The following is an 18591-nucleotide window of genomic DNA, read 5'->3' as shown; positions in this document are numbered from 1 at the left end:
CGGATGGGGCGCGGCGCGGGGTCACGCGGGGTGGCGGGCCTCGTCGACGAGGAGGACGGGGATGCCGTCGCGGACGGGATACGCCAGGCCGCAGTCCTGGCCCGTGCAGATCAGCTCGGTGTCCTGCTCCTTGAGGGGCGCGTGGCAGGCGGGGCAGGCGAGGATCTCCAGGAGGCCGGCTTCGAGCGGCATGGGGTGTCCCTTCGGGTGGGCCGGGGTGCGTCCGGACAGGGGTGCTGGGGTGTGCGGTAGTGCCTGGTCAGGGTACCGCCGGTGAGGGTGGGGCGTGGGGGTCCTGCGGGATGCGGTGCGAGGGGGCGGGGGCGGCCCGGCGGCCGTCCCCCGCACGGGTGGCCGTGGCGGGGGCGCGTCCGCGCCGCCGACGCGGACGGGCCGTCCGGCTTCCGCGCCGCTCGCGACCGGGTCGCGGGGTTGCGGGGAGGGATCCGGGCCGGGCTCCGGGCCTGGTGGGCGGGGGCGCCGGCCGCCGGACCCCCGGAGGGCTCAGGCCCTGATGATCGCCAGGGCCTCGTCCCGGATCCGGGTCATCGTCTGCTCGTCCCGGGCTTCGGCGTTGAGGCGCAGGAGGGGTTCGGTGTTGGAGGGGCGGACGTTGAACCACCAGTCGGCGCAGGAGACGGTCAGGCCGTCGAGTTCGTCCAGGGTGACGCCGTCGCGGTCGCCGTAGGCCGCCCTGATCGCGGCGACGCGGTCGGCCTGGTCGGCGACGGTGGAGTTGATCTCGCCGGAACCGCTGTAGCGGTCGTACTCGGCGACGAGGCGGGACAGCGGGCCGCCCTGACCGCCGAGGGCCGCGAGGACGTGGAGGGCGGCGAGCATGCCGGTGTCGGCGTTCCAGAAGTCCTTGAAGTAGTAGTGCGCGGAGTGTTCGCCGCCGAAGATCGCGCCGGAGCGGGCCATCTCGGCCTTGATGAAGGAGTGGCCCACGCGGGTGCGCACGGGGGTGCCGCCGTGCTCGCGGACGACCTCGGGGACGGTGCGGGAGGTGATCAGGTTGTGGATGACCGTGCCGCGGCCGCCGTTGCGGGCGAGTTCGCGGACGGCCACGAGGGCCGTGATCGCGGAGGGGGAGACGGGCTCGCCCCGCTCGTCGACGACGAAGCAGCGGTCGGCGTCGCCGTCGAAGGCGAGGCCGAGGTCGGCGCCCTCCTCGCGGACCCGCTTCTGGAGGTCGACGAGGTTGGCCGGGTCCAGCGGGTTGGCCTCGTGGTTGGGGAAGGTGCCGTCCAGTTCGAAGTACAGGGGGACGACGGACAGGGGAAGGCCGTCGAGGACCGTGGGGACGGTGTGGCCGCCCATGCCGTTGCCCGCGTCGACCACGACCTTGAGCGGGCGGAGGGAGGTCAGGTCGACGAGCGCGCGCAGGTGTGCCGCGTAGTCCTTCAACGTGTCGGCCTCGGAGACGGTTCCCGGCCGGGACGCGGGTTCGGGTCCGCCCGTCTGCGACCACTTCTCGACCAGTTCGCGGATCTGGGTCAGGCCGGTGTCCTGGCCGACCGGGGCCGCGCCGGCGCGGCACAGCTTGATGCCGTTGTAGCGGGCCGGGTTGTGCGAGGCGGTGAACATCGCTCCGGGCAGGTTCAGCGCGCCCGACGCGTAGTACAGCTGGTCCGTGGAGCACAGGCCGATCCGGGTGACGTGGACGCCGAGGGCTGCCGCGCCGCGTGCGAAGGCGTTGCTGAGGCCCGGGGAGGAGGGCCGCATGTCGTGGCCCACGACGATCGCCTCGGCGTCGGTCACCTGGGCGAAGGCCGCCCCGAAGAGTTCGGCCAGCGACTCGTCCCACTGGTCCGGGACCACTCCGCGCACGTCGTACGCCTTCACGATCTGTGACAGATCAGCAGCCACGGCCAACCTTCCTGAAGTCCTGTAGGTCACCACAAACTACCCGGAGGGGTTCGCCGTCCGCCGTCGGGCCGCCGGGGAGCCGCGCGAGGGCGGTCGCGCCGGCGACCTGGGGCGCCGGGGTGCGCGGGGCCGGTCTGCGGGGCACGCGCGCGTGCGGGTGGACGGCTGGTCCCTGCGGCCACGTCAAGGCCGTGCGGGCGGAAGTGAGTTGTGCGGCGCGGGGACGGGGAGGCGGCCGGGTGACGTGGGGAGGCGGGCGCGGGGAGGGCGAACCGGGCTTCGGAGGTGGTCGGTTCGCCGGGCGGGGGTGGAACTCGTGGGCCGGTGCGCGGCATTGGGCAGCGGGCGACAGCGATTGTGGGGTCAGCGGGCGGACGGGAGCGGCGCTGCGGGGCTCCCGGGCCGGGAGGTCGACGGCCGGTGCGCGCCCAGGCTTCGCGCCGGCCGAGGCGAGCGCGGGTCGAGGCGAGCGCGGGTCGAGGCGAGCGCCGGTCGAGGCGAGCGCGGGTCGAGGCGAGCGCCGGTCGAGGCGAGCGCGGGTCGAGGCGAGCGCGGGTCGAGAACCGGCTCAGTTTTCCGGCGAGCGCAGCACGCGCAGGTGGCCGCGCCGGGCGACCTCCATCGGGTCCGCTCCGCGGCCCGCGCCGCCGGCTCCGGCCGCGCGCTCCTGCGGGCGGGCCGCCTCACGGACGGCGTTCGCCAGCGCTTCCAGGTCGTCCCCGCTGGGGCGGGCGGGCGCCGACCCGTCCAGGAGCCGGACGACTTCCCAGCCGCGCGGGGCGGTGAGGCGTTCGGAGTGCTCGGCGCACAGGTCGTAGCAGTGGGGTTCGGCGTAGGTGGCGAGCGGGCCGAGGACCGCGGTCGAGTCGGCGTAGACGTACGTCAGCGTCGCGACGGCGGGTCGGCCGCAGGCGGTGCGCGAACAGCGACGTACAGGGCTCACGACGTTGGACGGTACCGCACTCTTGAGCGGGCCGCGACGACTCTCCACCAGGTCACTCCACCGTGTCGTGTTGTGAAACGCCCCTCGGGCCACTCCAGTCATACCCCGCTGACCTGCGCGAACACCAGCCCTTAAGCCGAAGTGGCCGTCGCGGGGCCGTCATCACTCGACACAAACCGCATCATTCGCCGTGAGTTCGTCGCACGCGCGGAGATACGTAATCGAGCCCAAGCTTGGCTGGAACGGTCGTCCCGCGACATGGCTGAGCAGGGGCCCGGCGGTCCGGGGGCCGTGCCGGCCGGGAAGGCGTGTGGGGACCGGCGCCGGGGAGCGGCGGGGACTACGCTTCAGTAGTGATGGACAGCCCCGTACCGCCCCCCGCCGCAGGCCCAGGTCCCCGCCGTCGTGATCGCCACGGCCGGGGCATGCGGGGGCCGATCGCGCCGCCGCAGGTGCCGTTGGCGGCCAGCCGTGCCGACGTGTTCGCGGATCTCGTGCAGGACTCCGTCGAACGTCTGGAGCGGCGGTGGCCGCAGCTCGCCGACATCGACTTCATGGTGCTGGAGGTGCCTCGGCTGGACGCGGCTTCGGAGCCGTGGAACGACGAGGCCGTCCCGTTGGGCGGGACGATGGCCGCGCGGGACGGCCGGCGGGCGCGGGTCGTCGTCTACCGGCGGCCCGTCGAGATCCGCACCAAGGGGCGCGACGAGCGTGCCGCGCTGGTGCACGAGGTGGTCGTGGAGCAGGTCGCGGAGCTGCTCGGGCTGACTCCGGAGACGGTGGACCCGCGCTACGGCGAGGACTGAACGCGAGGCCGGAGAGCCGCCTCCGCACGCCCCCCGGTCGCGGGGGCGTCGACGGCCGTTCCGGCCTGCCTGCGTTCCTGGTTGCCTGCGTTCCTGGTTGCTCTGCCCCGAGTCGCTTCCGCTCCCGGTTACTTCTGGAGTACCGCGACGTCCTCGTCGGCCTGCGGCACGGACACCGTTCCGCGGTCGTCCGGCAGGGTCTGGACGGTGAAGCCCGGGACGCCCTCCTGGGTCGACGTCAGGGTGCGGGAGGCGTAGACAGGGGTGGCCGTGAGGGATTCCACGGTGAGGGCGTAGGTGCCCTTCAGGCCCGCGGGGACCGGGAGTTCGACGTCCTGGGTGGTGCCGGACCGGACCGTGTACGTCTTGGAGACGGCCGTTCCGCCGCCGCTGCCCGCCGACGCGGTGACCTTGACCTGGGCGTTGCCCCGGGGAGCGGTCAGGGAGAGGGTGGCGCCCTTGGCACTGTTGCCGGCGGCGGACGCGCGCGCGCCGACCGGCGCGGTGGCGGGGATGAACGCCGACTCCTGGTCGTCGCCCTTGCCGCGCAGCACCCGGACGGCGGCGACGACCGGGACCGATCGGTCCGTGGGGGTCAGGACCAGGGATCCGGCTTCCCCGCGCGTGACGTCGCCCAGGTCGACCGAGATCGTCCGGCCCGCCTTGACGTGCAGGGTCTCGTGCCCCGCGGGGGTGATCAGACCTGAGGGGGAGGCGAGTTGGACCTTGAGGTCGGCGTCGGCGTCACCGGGGGCGTAGGCGACGAGGCGGACGTTCGTCGCGTCCTTGGGGATGCCCGGGACGACCTGGGTGGGCGCGGGGTCGGTGGCGGCGGTCAGCCAGTCCCCGCCGAGCTTCGCGTCCAGGGCCTGCACGGCGGCCCCGAGGCGGCCGCTGCGGACGTTGACGTGCACGGTGAGGTCCGCCTGCTTCTCGCCGGTGAGCGTGGACAGCAGGATCGGCTCGCTGGAGTGGGCGGGGACGGTCAGGTCCTCCCCCACCGTAGTCGTGAGGGCGCCGTCCTTGCCGTAGAGCTCGATGTCGACGACGGCGGCGGAGTCGTCGGGGTTGGTGAGGTGGACGTAGTCGGTGCGGTCGGCGGCGGTGCTGGCGCCCGGGAACCAGAAGTCCGTGTCGGGTGCGGAGCAGGCGAGGCCCTGGAGGCCGCGGCCGCTGCCGGCGGGGACCTCCGTGGTCTCCTGGACGGTCCAGCCGGGCGCGAACCTGCCCTCCGCGGTGCCCAGGAGCGCGGCCGTGTCACCGCCCGTGGTGGCGCCGACGGCCGGTGCGCCGGGCGCCTTGGGGGTGAGCACGGGCTTCGCGGGCGCCTTCTTCTTGCCGTCCGTCTTGCCGCTCGCTTTGCCGTCCGTCTTCGCGTCCGCCTTGCCGGTCGGCTTCCCGCTCGCCGGCTCCGCCGACTCCTCCGTGGCGGGGGCGAGTTCGGCCCTGCCGTCGTCGCCCGTGCCCTTGGTGACGGGCGTGAAGGACGTGTACGACGTCTCGGCGAGGTCGGAGGTGCTGGGCGCGGGGCAGAGCAGGCTCGTGCGCTCCACGGGCAGTTCGGCGGCCGCCCGGGCGGAGTCCGCGCCGGAGGCGTCCGGTTCGTTGAGCGTGGCGAACCCCGTGACGGCGGCCAGCGCGGCCGTGCCGGCGATCAGGGACAGGGTGGTGCGGTTCACTGCCGGCTCCCGTCGGGACGCTCGTCGTCGGCGCCGCGGGGGTGCCGGTCCGGGTCGTAGGCGGGGTCGTAGCCGCCCTGGCCGTAGCCGGACGGGTCGTAGCCCTGCTGCTGGTAGGTCTGGTCGTAGGGCGCCTGCTGCGCCTGGCCGTCGTAGGCGTACGGGTCGTACTGGCCGGCCTGGTAGGGGTCGTAGGCCTGCTGGTCGTAGGCCTGTTGGTCGTAGCCGCCCTGCTGGTACGGCCGGCCGCCCTCGTAGGGGCCGCCCTGGTACTGCTCGCCGGGGTAGCCGCCGTGTTCGGCGCCCGCGTAGGCCTGCTGGTCCCAGTCGGCGTAGGGCTGTTGCTGCGGGACGGGGACGGGTGGCTGTTCCTGCGCGGGGGCGGGGAACCCGTCGTCGTGGTGGCCGGGTTCCCGGGGGTCGGGGTCGGGGTCGGCGTCCGTGCCTGCCTCCGCCTCCGCCTCGGCCTGGGCGCGCAGGCGGCGGGCGCGGCGGCCCTCGCCGTCGGCGGCCTGGGCGGGGAGCGGCTCCTCCTCGGGGAGGTCGTCGTCGACGTCACGGCGGCGGCCCGGGAGGGCCAGGACGACCAGGACGAGGGCGAGCAGGCCCTGCGCCCACAGCCAGGCGGTGTGGGTGAACGGGTCGTCGTAGGTGACGTCCAGCTTGCCGCCGGAGGCGGGGAGTTCGAAGCCCTGGGCCCACCCGTCGACGGTGGTCGGGGTGAGGGTCTTGCCGTCGAGGGTGGCGGTCCAGCCCTCGGCGGCGGCGTCGGCCAGGCGCAGCACGCGACCGCCGGAGCCGTCGGGGACCGTGGTGTGGATGTCGACCGGGCCCGCGGCGACCGGGGTCGCCGCGCCCTTGCCCGCGTCGGCGACGACGGCCGCGCGGGAGACCTCCTGGTCGACCCGCCACAGGGCGCTGCCGTCCTGCTGGCTGAGCCGCTTCAGGCCGGGAGTGGCGTCCAGGACGCGGGTGGCCTCGCGGGGCGCGCCCTTGTGGACGAGGACGTATCCCACGGCGAACTTGCCGAGCTGGTCGGCCTGGTCGGCGCCGGAGCCGGCGACGAGGTTGGCGACGACCTTGTCGAGCTGCTTGTTCTCGCCGTCGGCGGCGGCGAGTTCGGCGTCGCCGAGCCGGGCGCCGGAGCCGCGGACCAGCATGTAGCCGACACGGGAGTCGTCGCTGTCGAGGACGAGCGTGCGGGCCTGGTCGCGGTCGCCCGCCTCCTCGGCGACGAACGCGGGGACCTGGACGGGGTCGCGGCGCTCCAGCGGGCCGTCGGCGCCGCCGATCATCCAGCCGGCGGCGACGAGCAGGGGGCCCGCGGCGGAGGCGAAGGCGATGAGCGCGGCGACCGGCTGGCGCCAGCCGAAGCTCTGCTCGGCGACACGCGTGCGTGCCCCGTCGGCGCCGATGACGGCCGCGGCGAGGAGCGCGATGCCGTAGACGAGGGTGGCGGGGCCGGCCCAGGTGGAGCTGTTGGACAGCACCGCGAAGACGAGGCCCACCAGGGCGACGGCCCAGGCCGCCCAGACGCCGAAGTGGCGTTCGGTGCGCAGCAGGGCGGCCAGGGCGGCGAGCACGACGCCGATGAGCATGAGGCCGTCGACCGTGCCGGGGCCGCCGGGGCTCGCGCCGAGCAGGTCGAGCGCGGTGGCGGTCGAGGGGCCGTAGTCGAGGCCGGCCTGGGTGAAGAACCCGAAGGGCAGCAGGGACAGCGACCAGGGCGCGAGGACGAGCAGGGGGGTGCCGAGCTGGGCGAGGAAGCGCGGGCCGTAGGCGACGAGGTCGCGGCGGCGCACGGCCAGGACCGCCAGGCCGAGGACGAGCGCGATGGGCCAGACGATCGGGGTGAACGCGGTGGTGATCGTCAGCAGCAGGGTGTACGCCCAGGTGGCGCGCCAGCTGCCGCGGGCTCCGGAACGCCGTGTCAGGCCGGCGGCGGCGATGCCCGCGCGGGCGATGAGCGGCAGCAGCACGGCGAGGACGGCGGTGCCGACGCGGCCGCCGGCGAGGGCGCCGGTCGCGGCGGGCAGGAAGGCGTAGACGACGGCGGCCCACGCGCGCAGCAGGCGGGACTCGACGAGCGGCCGGGAGGCGAAGTAGGCGGTGAAGCCGGCCAACGGGACCGAGCAGACGAGCAGCAGGGTCAGGGCCAGGCCGGTCGAGCCCAGCAGCAGGGTGGCCAGCGTCGCGATGATCGCGAGGTAGGGCGGGGCCGAGGGGGTGCCGCCCACGCCGACGGGATGCCAGGCGTCCGCGTAGCGGGACCACAGTTCGGAGGCGTCGGCCGGGGCGGGCAGCAGGGCGCCGCCCGCGAGCGCGCCGCCGCCCAGCAGTCCGCGGCAGGCGACGAGGGAGACGAGCAGCAGGACGAGGAAGAGCACCGGGCCGGGCTTGCGGGCGATGCGCTTGAGCCGCGCGAACTGCTCGATCTCCAGGAAGTCGGCGTCGTCGCCGCCGGGTCCGGACTCGACGGCGCCGCCGTGCCGGCCCGCTCCGGAGACGGCGTCGGGGTCGGAGGAGCCGAAGTAGTCGCCGACGGCCTGTTCGACGGTGGCCCGTACGGTCGCTCCGGGCGGCGGGAACAGGGCGCGCAGTTCGCCCTTGTCGATCGTCGGTTTTCCGCGCCTGCGCCGCCCGGCGATGATCCGCTCGGGGCGCAGCAGGGTGCTGAGCAGGCCGCGGATCTCGTCGAGGGCCTGTCCGGGGACCTTGCCGACGAGGTTGGCGACGGTGCGCAGCAGGGTGCCGAGGATGAGGCGGACCAGGATCCAGGGCAGCAGCGCGGTGCGGCTGTTGACGAGGAGGGTGTAGACGGCGCCGGCTTTGTCGACCTTGTGGGGGGAGGCGGCGGTGCGGCCCGCGCAGTCGACGGCGCGGCGCTCGCGGGAGGCGGCTTCCGCGTGCCGTACGACGGCGTCGGGGGCGACGAGGACGCGGTGGCCCGCGGCCTGGGCGCGCCAGCACAGGTCGACGTCGTCGCGCATCAGGGGCAGCCGGCGGTCGAATCCGCCGAGCTGCTCGAAGACGTCGCGGCGGATCAGCATGCCGGCGGTGGACACCGACAGCACGGACCGGACGTGGTCGTGCTGGCCCTGGTCCTGTTCGCGGCGGTCCAGGCCGGTCCAGCGGCGGCCCGAGTGGGCGATGGTGACGCCGACCTCGAGGAGCTGGCGGCGGTCGTACCAGCCGCGGAGCTTGGGGCCGACGACGGCGACGTCGTCACGGCCCAGTTCGAGTTCGTTGTCCACGACGCGCAGCAGTTCCGCGAGCGCGTCCGGTTCGGGGGCGCTGTCGTCGTGCAGCAGCCACAGCCACTGGACGGGCTCTCCGTGCGGGAGTTCCGGCAGGTCGTAGGCGTCGTCGCGCCATGTGCGCGTGACGGGGTCCCAGCCGCTGGGGCGCTTGAGGTACGGCAGTTCGTCGGGGGTGAGGACGGGGGCCGTGCGGTTGGCCTCCTCGACGGCCTGGCCGAAGCCGGTGCGGCGGGCGAGGTGCAGCACCCGGTCGTCGCCGAGGGCCTCGGTGACGAGCCGCGCGGAGTCGTCCGAGCTGCCGGTGTCGGCGGCCACCACGGACTGGACGGGGCGTTCCTGGCCGAGCAGGCCGGCGAGCGCGTCGGGCAGCCAGCGGGCGCCGTCGTGGGAGACGATCACCGCGGTCACGACATGACGCGGGAACTCAGGTGTGGCAGCGCCGTCTTGATGGGCTGCCGTGTGGCTGTGCACGGACATCGAGGTACGGGCCCCGGTTCGCTGGACTGCGGTGGACGCCTGCGCCGCGTGGGGGCGGAGAAGCGTCTCGGACGAGCGCCCACACTATCGGCTGGGCAGCGCGACGGCCCGCCGCCTGTGGACAACCCACCTGCGACGGGCCGTTCGGACCCGGGCGCCCGCCGGCGCCTCGACGCACCTCGGTATCGAGACGCGGTGCCGCCGTGACGCAGGTCGTCGCGTCCGTGCGGCGGGGGCGGTCCTCAGACCGCCGCCTTCTTCAGCCTGCGGCGTTCCCGCTCCGACAGGCCGCCCCAGATTCCGAATCTCTCGTCGTTGGAGAGGGCGTACTCCAGGCATTCGGAGCGGACCTCGCAGGCGAGGCAGACCTTCTTCGCCTCGCGGGTGGAACCGCCCTTCTCGGGGAAGAAGGACTCGGGATCGGTCTGGGCGCACAGTGCGCGCTCCTGCCAGCCGAGTTCCTCGTCCGCGTCGTCGACGTCGACCAGCAGTTGCTGCACCAGCTCGGTCATGTGCGCCCCTCGCTCTGTCTTTCGCGTCCCCGTGACGTGGCCGTTACCGATTGCGGCTGAACGACACGAGTGAAATTACAAGTGTGCTGCTCCGGGCGAGTCAAGCTGAGATCTGCTATTGGGCCCCTTATTCACTCTGCGGAACCAAGGCCATGCGGTAAGTGTTCAAATCGGCATAAACCTTGACAGGCAGATGAGGCCCCGGCGGGCTTCCTCTCCGCACAGCGCCTGTACGGAGAGAGACGCCCGGGGGTTCGATCCCGTTGCGACACGCGCGCGGAAGCGAACCGGATCACAGTCGGATCACGGGATCGCCACGAGGCTCGCGCCCGGCATGTGCGCCATGTGTCCCGGTCACCCCATGCACAAACCTTTCACCTCGCAGATGAACCGAATGAGGTGAACGCTGTCCCACATACCGGGTGCCGAGTTGACAGTGCCGGTGTGAACCGGTGTCCTTATGGGCATGCTCGCGAACTTGGCACTCACCTCGACCGGCTCCGCCGCGTCCCACGGTGCTGCCCTCGTTCGCTGTAGCTGTTGTCGCTGTTCCAGCTGTTGAGCCCAACGCGCTCCGGCTGCACCCGTTGAGTCCACCGCGACTCGGCTGCTGTCTCCCTCCGGCCCACACCAGGGCGCCCCTGTCCCGCCCGCGATCCGGGCGGACGGTCCGCGACACCCAGCAAGCCCCCCACCCCTTGCCGCCTCTCCCGCCGAGGAACCCCGCATCCATGAACAGCGACAGCGACCTCCAGATCGCCGGCGACATCCTCGAAGTCCCCCACCTCCTTCAGGCGCCGCGCGAGCACCCGGCCACCGTGGCCGAGTTCGTCGGCCTGGCCCGCTCCGTCGCCGCCGACCGCGCCGGGTGGGAGCCCCTGGTCCGCTACGACGCGGCGTCCCGCTGGTACCACCTGCTGCGCAGCGGCCCCGGCTACGAGGTCTGGCTGCTGTCCTGGGTGCCCGGTCAGGGCAGCGGACCGCACGACCACGGCGACTCCTCCGGTGTGTTCACGGTCCTGGAGGGGCGGCTGACCGAGCGCACCGCGGGCGGCGAGCGGGTGCTCGGGCCCGGGACGTCGGGGGCGTCCCCGCTCGATCGGGGCCGGGAGTCGGAGAGGGTCTTCGCGCCGGGGTACGTGCACGAGGTCGTCAACGACACGCTGGAGCCGGCGGTGAGCCTGCACGTCTACTTCCCCGGCCTGACCCGGATGCCGATGCACCCGCGCTCGCAGGTGCACGCGGCAGGCGCGGCCTCGATGGCGTGCGCGGCTCCCGGGACGCACGGCGCCGCCGAAGCCGTGGGCGCCTAGCACCACGCCCGCTGCGCGGCACCGGGCGCGAAAGCCAGGGCGTCGGGCCGCCGGTCGGCTCCCGGCCCGACGCCGTCCCCTCCACGGGTGGACGGGTTGTCCACAGGCGGGCGGTTGTCCACAACCGCCCGTCGCGCCGTCGGGGCCGCCTGCGAGACTTGCCCTCATGCGCATTGTGGTTCTGGCAGGCGGCATCGGCGGTGCCCGGTTCCTGCGCGGTCTGAAGCAGGCCGTGCCGGACGCGGACGTCACGGTCATCGGCAACACCGGCGACGACATCCATCTCTTCGGACTGAAGGTCTGCCCCGACCTCGACACGGTGATGTACACGCTCGGCGGCGGCATCAACGAGGAACAGGGCTGGGGGCGCGCCGAGGAGACCTTCCACCTGAAGGAGGAGCTCGCCGCGTACGGCGCGGGACCCGGCTGGTTCGGTCTGGGCGACCGGGACTTCGCCACCCACATCGTGCGGACGCAGATGATCGGCGCCGGGTATCCGCTGAGCGCGGTGACCGAGGCGCTGTGCGACCGGTGGAAGCCGGGCGTGCGGCTGATCCCCATGACCGACGACCGGGTCGAGACCCATGTGGCCGTCGAGGTCGACGGCGAGCGCCGGGCCGTCCACTTCCAGGAGTACTGGGTGCGGCTGCGGGCCTCGGTGCCGGCGGAGGCCGTCGTGCCCGTGGGCGCGGAGCAGGCGAAACCGGCGCCGGGGGTGCTGGAGGCGATCGCGCGGGCGGACGTCGTGCTCTTCCCGCCGTCCAATCCGGTGGTCTCCGTCGGCACGATCCTCGCCGTGCCCGGCATCCGCGAGGCGATCGCCGAGGCCGGGGTGCCGGTGGTGGGCCTGTCCCCCATCGTCGGGGACGCTCCGGTGCGCGGCATGGCCGACAAGGTGCTCGCGGCGGTCGGAGTGGAGTCGACGGCGGCGGCGGTGGCCGAGCACTACGGCTCGGGGCTGCTCGACGGCTGGCTCGTCGACACGGTGGACGCGGACGTCGTGGAGCGGGTGGAGGCGGCCGGGATCCGCTGCCGCGCCGTCCCGCTGATGATGAGCGACCTCGACGCGACGGCGCAGATGGCCCGGGAGGCGCTGCGGCTGGCGGAGGAGGTGCGGGGCGCGTGAGCGGGTCCGAGGACGACGGTTACCGGGTCTGGGCCGTGGCCGGGCTGCCCGAGGTGCGGCCCGGGGACGACCTCGCCAAGCTGATCGCCGCCGCCGAACCCGCCCTCGCCGACGGGGACGTGCTGCTGGTCACGTCGAAGATCGTGTCCAAGGCGGAGGGGCGGATCGTCCGGGCGGACGACCGGGAGGCCGCGATCGACGCGGAGACGGTCCGGGTGGTGGCCCGCCGCGGGGCCCTGCGCATCGTCGAGAACCGGCAGGGCCTGGTCATGGCCGCGGCCGGGGTCGACGCCTCCAACACCCCGGCCGGCACGGTCCTGTTGCTGCCCGAGGACCCCGACGCGTCGGCGCGGGCGATCCGCGAGGGGCTGCGCGACGCGCTCGGCGTCGACGTCGGGGTCGTCGTCACCGACACCTTCGGACGGCCCTGGCGGGCGGGGCTCACGGACGTCGCGATCGGCGCCGCCGGAGTGCGCGTCCTGGACGACCTGCGCGGGGAGACGGACGCGCACGGCAACGCGCTGAGCGCCACGGTCGTCGCCACGGCGGACGAGCTGGCCGCCGCCGGCGACCTGGTGAAGGGCAAGGCCGCCGGCCTTCCGGTGGCCGTGGTGCGGGGCCTCGGGCACGTGGTCGGCGCCGAGGGCGCCGAGGAGGGGGCCCGGGCGCTGGTCCGGGGGGCCCGGGACGACATGTTCCGGCTCGGGACGTCGGAGGCGGTGCGGCTGGCGGTCACCCAGCGGCGGACCGTGCGGTCCTTCACCGACGAGCCGGTCGACCCCGGCGCGGTGCGGCGGGCGGTGGCCGCGGCCGTGACCGCGCCGGCGCCGCACCACACCACGCCGTGGCGGTTCGTGCTGCTGGAGTCGCCGGACGCGCGGCTGCGGCTGCTGGACGCCATGCGGGACGCGTGGATCGCGGATCTGCGGCGGGACGGGAAGTCCGAGGAGTCCGTCGCCAAGCGGGTCCGGCGCGGGGACGTGCTGCGCAACGCGCCGTATCTCGTGGTGCCGTGTCTGGTGATGGACGGGTCGCACACCTACGGCGACGCGCGGCGGGACGCGGCCGAGCGGGAGATGTTCGTGGTCGCGACCGGGGCCGGCGTGCAGAACCTGCTGGTCGCGCTGGCCGGTGAGCGGCTGGGGTCCGCGTGGGTGTCGTCGACGATGTTCTGCCGGGACGTCGTGCGGGAGGTCCTCGCCCTGCCGGACGGGTGGGACCCCATGGGCGCGGTGGCGGTCGGACACGCGGCGCAGGAACCGCGGACCCGTCCGGAGCGGGAGGTGGACGACTTCGTCGTGGTGCGATGACGCCACGGCGGTCGGCGGCGGAGCCGTGCGGCGCCGCGCGGCCGGCGCGGGGTGTCCGTGACGCTCGTCACGGACCGGGAGTCGTGGGGCCGGTGGTGCGCCTACTCTCGTAGCAGCCCTTTTCGTAGGACCCGGGACATCCATCGTGGCAGGACGCTTCTCTCCCCGGCCCACGCGCACGACCGTGCGCGGCGGCCATGTCGGTGTGCCCGTGGGGGTGCCGCGCCAGGCGTCGGCGCCCGGGCGGGTGCGCGACTGGGCGCCCGGGGGGCCGCTCGATCTGGGGCTGGTGCTCGGTCCGCTGCGCCGGGGGCCGGGTGATCCGACGTTCCGGACCACGCCGGACGGGTCGGTGTGGCGGGCCAGTCTCACCCCCGCCGGGCCGGGGACGCTGCGCGTCGCCGCCCACGACGGGGCGGTGCGCGGCGAGGCGTGGGGGCCCGGGGCCGAGTGGCTGCTGGAGCGGTTGCCCGAGCTGCTCGGGTCCGCGGACACGCCGGAGGCGTTCGAGCCCCGGCACCGGGTGGTGGCGATCGCCCGGCATCGGCGGCCCGGCCTGCGGCTGACGCGCACCGGCCTGGTGCTGGAGTCGCTGATCCCCTCGGTCCTGGAGCAGAAGGTCACCACCGACGAGGCGTACCGGGCCTGGCGGCTGCTGGTGCGCGGGTTCGGGGAGCCGGCGCCGGGGCCCGCGGCGGGCGGACGCCTGTACGTGATGCCGGCGCCGCGGACCTGGGCGCTGATCCCGTCGTGGGAGTGGCATCGCGCCGGCGTCGACGACAAGCGGGCGTCGACGATCCTGCGGGCCGTGCGCGTGGCGGGGCGGCTGGAGGAGACGGTGCGGATGTCCCCGGCCGAGGCCCGGGCGCGGCTGGAGGTCCTGCCGGGGATCGGTCCCTGGACGTCCGCGGAGACCGTGCAGCGCAGTCACGGCGCGGCGGACGCGGTCACCGTGGGCGATCTGCACCTGCCGGGGATCGTCGGCTGGGCACTGGCCGGGGACCGGGACGCCGACGACGCCGTCATGCTGGAGCTGCTGGAACCGTACGCGGGCCGGGAGCCGGGGCAGGAGGGGCAGCGGCATCGGGCCGCCCGGCTGATCCTGCTTAGCGGACGGGTGCCGCCCCGGCGGGTGCCGAAGATGCCCCGGTGGGACATCGGGCGGTTGTGAGGACACGGGCCGCGGCGGCGCGGACGGAGCGACCGCCGCGCCGCCGGCCCGCGCACCGCATTCCCGCGGGCCGGGAGCACTCCGGGTACTGCCTTCCCTCGGTCCGGGGAACCCCCGGACGGGACCCTCTCCCGGTCCGGGAGGACCCCGGGCGGGGCCCTCCCCCCCCCGGGGTCGGGGACGCGTCGGGGCCCTTTGACGGTCGGACTACTGGTCCGATCACTGGTCCGACGAGAAGCGGACCGCGCCCGCCGGGATCCTCGCGTCGCACCACACCCGCGCGCCCTCGCGGAGTTCGTTGTCCGCGCCGACGACCGCGCCGTCGCCGATGACCGTCCCGGTGAGGACGGAGCGTTCGCCGACGCGGGCCCGGGCGCCGATGAGCGAGTCGGTGATGACGGCGCCGGGTTCGATGACCGCGCCGGGCAGGATCGTCGAGCCGGACACCCGCGCGCCCTCCGCCACCGACGCGCCCTCGCCGACCACCGTGCCGCCCGTCAGCTTCGCGTCGGGGGCGACCCGTGCCGTCGGCAGGATCAGGCGGTCGCCGCAGCGGCCGGGGACCGCGGGGGACGGAGCCCGGCCGAGGACCAGGTCCGCCGAGCCGCGGACGAACGCCGCCGGGGTGCCGAGGTCCAGCCAGTACGTCGAGTCGACCATGCCCTGGAGGTGCGCCCCGGCCGAGAGGAGGCCGGGGAACGTCTCGCGCTCCACCGACACCGGGCGGCCCGCCGGGATCGTGTCGATGACCGAGCGGCGGAAGACGTACGCGCCCGCGTTGATCTGGTCGGTGACGATCTCCTCGGGCGTCTGCGGCTTCTCCAGGAACGCCAGGACCCTGCCCGTCCCGTCCGTGGGGACCAGGCCGTAGGCGCGGGGGTCTGTCACCTGCGTGAGGTGCAGGGAGACGTCCGCCCCCGTCGTCTCGTGGGTGGCCACCAGGCGTCCGATGTCCAGGCCGGTGAGGATGTCGCCGTTGAAGATCAGGACCGGGTCGTCGGGTGCGGAGGTGAGGCGGGAGGCCACGTTGCGGATCGCGCCGCCCGTGCCGAGTGGCTCGTCCTCCGTCACGTACTCGATGTGCAGGCCCAGGGCCGAGCCGTCGCCGAAGTACGGCTCGAAGACCTCGGCCAGATAGCTCGTCGCCAGGACGATGTGGTCCACGCCCGCCGCTCGCGCCCGCGCCAGCTGGTGCGTGAGGAACGGCACCCCCGCCGCCCTGACCATCGGTTTGGGCGTGTGCACCGTGAGCGGGCGCAGCCGGGTGCCCTTGCCGCCGACCAGGAGGATCGCTTCAGTCACCGTGTCGTCTCTGCTTCCTGCCGGGACCGGCCGAACTGTCATTCGGCCGGCCAGTGTATGCAGACCCTTGTGCAGCGACTTCCAGGCCGTGGGCGTCGTGTCCCGGTCCCGGCGCACTGTCCCTCCGACGGCCGCGGAATGTGCCCCGTCCGGATGCGCGCCGCGGCCGTCAGAGGGACGGGGGCTCCGGGGCCTTCGCGGCCCCGGAGCCCCCGTACACGGGCGACCGGTTCAGCGGCCCTGGTAACGCGCCGCGGTCGAACGGGCCGAGCCGAGCTTGCCGTAGAGCTGTTTGCCGGGGCACTCCGTGGCGAACCCGTCCCGGTGACCCGAGATCACGTTCAGTCGTACGCTCTGTCCCTTTCCGTAGAGGTTGCCACCCCCGGACGTCAGGTATGTCTTTCCGTTGGGGTTCGCGCCGAAGAGGCCGAGCTTCCACGCCGTCAGACGGGCGACGGCGTCGACCGTCGCGGCGGTGGGCTTGGCGCTGCCGAAGGTGCCGAGGACGGCGATCCCCATGCTGTTGGTGTTGAACCCGAGGGTGTGGGCGCCGAGGACCGGCTTCGCCACTCCCCCGGCACGGCCCTCGTAGATCTTCCCGCACTTGTCGACGAGGAAGTTGTAGCCGATGTCCCGCCAGCCCATGCTCTTGACGTGGTAGCGGTAGATGCCGCGGATGACGGAGGGGGCCTGGGCGCAGGTGTAGGTGTTGCCCGACGCCGTGTGGTGCACGAAGGCCGCCTTGACCTTCGTCGTGTAGCGGAAGCCGCTCTCGCGCAGGCTCTCGTCGGCGCCCCAGCCGCGCCGGGTGACGATGCTCGGTCGGGGGCCGATGTAGGGCGTGGCCCGCTGGGCCTGCGTCAACTCGCCGCCGCGCAGGGCGAGGAGTTCGCGTTCGGTGGCGGGGCGGTCCAGGCCCGGGATCTCCAGGGCGCCGAGCGGGGCGAGCTCCTCGTTGGCGGCGGAGGCCGCGAAGGCCTCGGCGGACACGTCGTCGGACAGGTCCGCCGACAGCTCGGTCGTCCCGGCCGGCGCGGCGTCGTCCACGGGGGTGTCGGCGCCGGCCGGGTCCAAGGCCCCCGGTTCGCCCGGCGGGTCGGCCATGGGGGACAGCGCCCGGCTGTGCGGCGGCCCCGCGGGGGCCCGCGGGACCGTGGCCCGGCCCGGGTCGACGAGGTCCAGGCGCAGGCCGGCGGGGAGCGAGGCGACGGTCGAGAGGGTGCGGGCGCCGCGGCCGGTCTCCTCGGTGCGGCGCTCGGTCTGCGGACGGACGCGGACCTCGACGCCGTCGGAGTCGCCGACCCAGAGCGGGGCCGTGGCGCCGCGGGTCCGGCCCGAGGCGCTCTCGGTGGTGCCGGGGTCGGCGCCGTGGTCGGCGTTGTGGGTCTCGACGTCCTGCCAGCCGGACCAGGCGTCGGAGCCGGCCGGACGGGTGCGGACCTGGACACGGCCGTGGAGTTCGGCCGCGGGGTCGTCCCAGACGACGCCGAGGAGGGAGAAGCGGCGCACGTCCCGGCGGGACAGGCCCTGGCCCGCGACGCCGCCGAGGGCGCGGTCGCCGGTGAGGGGGGAGAGCGGCAGCGACTGGGTGCTGCCCGGGAGGTCGGGAAGGTCGGGGCGGGTCGGGGTGGTCCGGGCGCCGGGGCTCGTGGCCCCGGCGGTCCCGGCGGACGCCGCCTCCGCGGCCGGTGCAGGTCGCACCGTCGCCGCGTCGGCGGGCGGCGTCAGCGGGAGGGCGAGAGCCGCCGCGCAGGTGACGCCGATCGAGGAAGCAAGCAATCCACGCATGCCAACGATCCTGGACATAGTCATACATATCTGTCTATCGGGGAATTGACGGGCCGTCGGCGTCCGTTCCGCCGAACCGGTGGCTCCACGAGGGCCCGGCGGCCGGTGCGCCGCCGTGGGCGGCGCGTACGCTTCTGCGGGTGACTGCCACCGATCGCACCCCTGCCGACCTGCTGCGTTCCGCACTCGCCGTGGATCCCGCGCGCCCCCTGGTGACCTTCTACGACGATGCCACGGGCGAGCGGGTCGAATTGTCCGTGGCCACCTTCGCCAACTGGGTGGCCAAGACCGCGAACCTCCTCCGGGACGGGATGTCCGCCGAGCCGGGCGACCGGGTCGCGCTGCTGCTGCCCGCGCACTGGCAGACGGCGGTGTGGCTGCTGGCGTGCTCGTCGACCGGGGTGGTCGCGGACGTGGCCGGGGATCCGTCGCGGGCGGACTTCGTCGTGGCCGGGCCCGGGTTCTTCGAGGCGGGGCTGGCGTGCCGGGGCGAGCGGTACGCGCTGTCGCTGGCCCCGCTCGGACGACGGTTCGTGCCGGGCCCTCCGCAGGGGTACGACGACTACGCCGTGGACGTGCCGGGCTTCGGCGACCGGTTCGCGCCGTACGCCCCGGTGGACCCGGAGGAGCCCGCGCTGATCGTGGCCGGGGCCGAGTACACGAGCGCCGAGATCGTGGAGCGGGCGCGGGCCGAGGCCTCGGGGCTGGGGCTGACCGGTCCCGGGTCGCGGCTGCTGTCGGGGCTGCCGTACGACACCTGGGAGGGACTGAGCGCCGGGCTGTACGCGCCGCTGGCGAGCGGCGGCTCGGTGGTGCTGTGCCGGAACCTGACGCAGGCCGACGAGGACACCGTGGCCCGCCGGGTGGAAAGCGAGCGCGTCACGGCGACGGCCCGGTAGGCCCCGGGGCAGCCCGACCGGGCGAGCCCGGCCCGGCGCTCGCCCGCCCCCTTCTCCCTTCTCCCTCTCCGCTCTCCGCTCTCCGCTCTCCGCTGGACACGAGCCCCTGCCGGTTTCCCCGACCCGCCCCCTCTTC

At 74.6% G+C, this 18591-nt stretch carries 14 protein-coding genes; 6 read left to right on the top strand and 8 right to left on the bottom strand.

The genetic code is table 11. From position 1 onward, the window contains the following. Positions 1-21: 21 nt before the first annotated feature. The 3 genes from KMS84_RS04345 to KMS84_RS04335 form a co-directional block, all read right to left on the bottom strand. Positions 22-192, bottom strand: coding sequence for a Trm112 family protein (locus tag KMS84_RS04345; RefSeq protein ID WP_190149712.1), 171 nt, complete (start codon positions 190-192; stop codon positions 22-24). Between the two features lie 312 nt (positions 193-504). Then, positions 505-1869, bottom strand: a complete 1365-nt coding sequence (locus KMS84_RS04340) for a phosphomannomutase/phosphoglucomutase (protein WP_256914674.1) — start codon at positions 1867-1869, stop codon at positions 505-507. Positions 1870-2437: 568 nt separating this feature from the next. Then, positions 2438-2860 carry a DUF3499 domain-containing protein gene (locus tag KMS84_RS04335; RefSeq protein ID WP_256914673.1) on the bottom strand — a complete coding sequence of 141 codons (423 nt, stop codon included), beginning with the start codon at positions 2858-2860 and terminating at the stop codon, positions 2438-2440. A gap of 308 nt (positions 2861-3168) precedes the next feature. On the opposite strand from KMS84_RS04335, the gene KMS84_RS04330 reads away from it, so the two are divergent. Beyond that, a complete protein-coding gene (locus KMS84_RS04330; RefSeq protein ID WP_256914675.1) occupies positions 3169-3618 on the top strand; it encodes a metallopeptidase family protein in 450 nt (149 codons plus the stop codon). 128 nt (positions 3619-3746) lie between these two features. Here KMS84_RS04330 and KMS84_RS04325 read toward each other — a convergent pair whose 3' ends face one another. From KMS84_RS04325 to KMS84_RS04315, 3 genes are all read right to left on the bottom strand, one after another. Further along, positions 3747-5297 carry a DUF5719 family protein gene (locus KMS84_RS04325; RefSeq protein WP_256914672.1) on the bottom strand — a complete coding sequence of 517 codons (1551 nt, stop codon included), beginning with the start codon at positions 5295-5297 and terminating at the stop codon, positions 3747-3749. Then, positions 5294-9034: a glycosyltransferase family 2 protein gene (locus KMS84_RS04320; protein WP_256914671.1), complete on the bottom strand. Its 3741-nt coding sequence runs from the start codon at positions 9032-9034 to the stop codon at positions 5294-5296. The genes KMS84_RS04325 and KMS84_RS04320 overlap by 4 nt, the downstream gene beginning before the upstream one ends. Positions 9035-9276: 242 nt before the next feature. Beyond that, positions 9277-9546, bottom strand: coding sequence for a WhiB family transcriptional regulator (locus tag KMS84_RS04315; RefSeq protein ID WP_069768511.1), 270 nt, complete (start codon positions 9544-9546; stop codon positions 9277-9279). Between the two features lie 731 nt (positions 9547-10277). Here KMS84_RS04315 and KMS84_RS04310 point away from each other — a divergent pair. From KMS84_RS04310 to KMS84_RS04295, 4 genes are all read left to right on the top strand, one after another. Next, positions 10278-10859 carry a cysteine dioxygenase gene (locus KMS84_RS04310; RefSeq protein WP_256914670.1) on the top strand — a complete coding sequence of 194 codons (582 nt, stop codon included), beginning with the start codon at positions 10278-10280 and terminating at the stop codon, positions 10857-10859. Between the two features lie 166 nt (positions 10860-11025). Next, positions 11026-11985: a 2-phospho-L-lactate transferase gene (cofD, locus tag KMS84_RS04305; RefSeq protein ID WP_256914669.1), complete on the top strand. Its 960-nt coding sequence runs from the start codon at positions 11026-11028 to the stop codon at positions 11983-11985. Further along, a complete protein-coding gene (locus KMS84_RS04300; protein WP_256914668.1) occupies positions 11982-13295 on the top strand; it encodes a coenzyme F420-0:L-glutamate ligase in 1314 nt (437 codons plus the stop codon). The genes cofD and KMS84_RS04300 overlap by 4 nt, the downstream gene beginning before the upstream one ends. A 145-nt stretch (positions 13296-13440) precedes the next feature. Continuing rightward, positions 13441-14466, top strand: coding sequence for a DNA-3-methyladenine glycosylase family protein (locus KMS84_RS04295; RefSeq protein ID WP_256914667.1), 1026 nt, complete (start codon positions 13441-13443; stop codon positions 14464-14466). Between the two features lie 219 nt (positions 14467-14685). Here the strand turns inward: KMS84_RS04295 and manB are convergent, their stop codons facing one another. Together manB and KMS84_RS04285 are read right to left on the bottom strand one after the other, a co-directional pair. Then, a complete protein-coding gene (gene manB / locus KMS84_RS04290; RefSeq protein ID WP_256914666.1) occupies positions 14686-15768 on the bottom strand; it encodes a mannose-1-phosphate guanylyltransferase in 1083 nt (360 codons plus the stop codon). A gap of 231 nt (positions 15769-15999) precedes the next feature. After that, positions 16000-17556: a peptidoglycan recognition protein family protein gene (locus tag KMS84_RS04285; protein ID WP_256914665.1), complete on the bottom strand. Its 1557-nt coding sequence runs from the start codon at positions 17554-17556 to the stop codon at positions 16000-16002. A 140-nt stretch (positions 17557-17696) separates the two neighbouring features. Here KMS84_RS04285 and KMS84_RS04280 point away from each other — a divergent pair, with 140 nt between their 5' ends. Further along, positions 17697-18455, top strand: a complete 759-nt coding sequence (locus tag KMS84_RS04280; protein ID WP_256914664.1) for a TIGR03089 family protein — start codon at positions 17697-17699, stop codon at positions 18453-18455. Positions 18456-18591: the final 136 nt, after the last annotated feature.

It is taken from the genome of Streptomyces hilarionis (genome assembly GCF_024539675.1).
Classification (GTDB): Bacteria; Actinomycetota; Actinomycetes; order Streptomycetales; family Streptomycetaceae; genus Streptomyces; species Streptomyces hilarionis.
This window is presented reverse-complemented; position numbering and strand designations above follow the sequence as displayed.

Excerpts from the sequence above, each read along its gene's own strand:
- KMS84_RS04345 (WP_190149712.1), bottom strand. The coding sequence starts at position 192 with ATGCCGCTCGAAGCCGGCCTCCTGGAGATCCTCGCCTGCCCCGCCTGC.
- KMS84_RS04330 (WP_256914675.1), top strand. The coding sequence starts at position 3,169 with ATGGACAGCCCCGTACCGCCCCCCGCCGCAGGCCCAGGTCCCCGCCGT.
- KMS84_RS04320 (WP_256914671.1), bottom strand. The coding sequence starts at position 9,034 with ATGTCCGTGCACAGCCACACGGCAGCCCATCAAGACGGCGCTGCCACA.
- KMS84_RS04315 (WP_069768511.1), bottom strand. The coding sequence starts at position 9,546 with ATGACCGAGCTGGTGCAGCAACTGCTGGTCGACGTCGACGACGCGGAC.
- KMS84_RS04310 (WP_256914670.1), top strand. The coding sequence starts at position 10,278 with ATGAACAGCGACAGCGACCTCCAGATCGCCGGCGACATCCTCGAAGTC.
- cofD (WP_256914669.1), top strand. The coding sequence starts at position 11,026 with ATGCGCATTGTGGTTCTGGCAGGCGGCATCGGCGGTGCCCGGTTCCTG.
- KMS84_RS04285 (WP_256914665.1), bottom strand. The coding sequence starts at position 17,556 with ATGCGTGGATTGCTTGCTTCCTCGATCGGCGTCACCTGCGCGGCGGCT.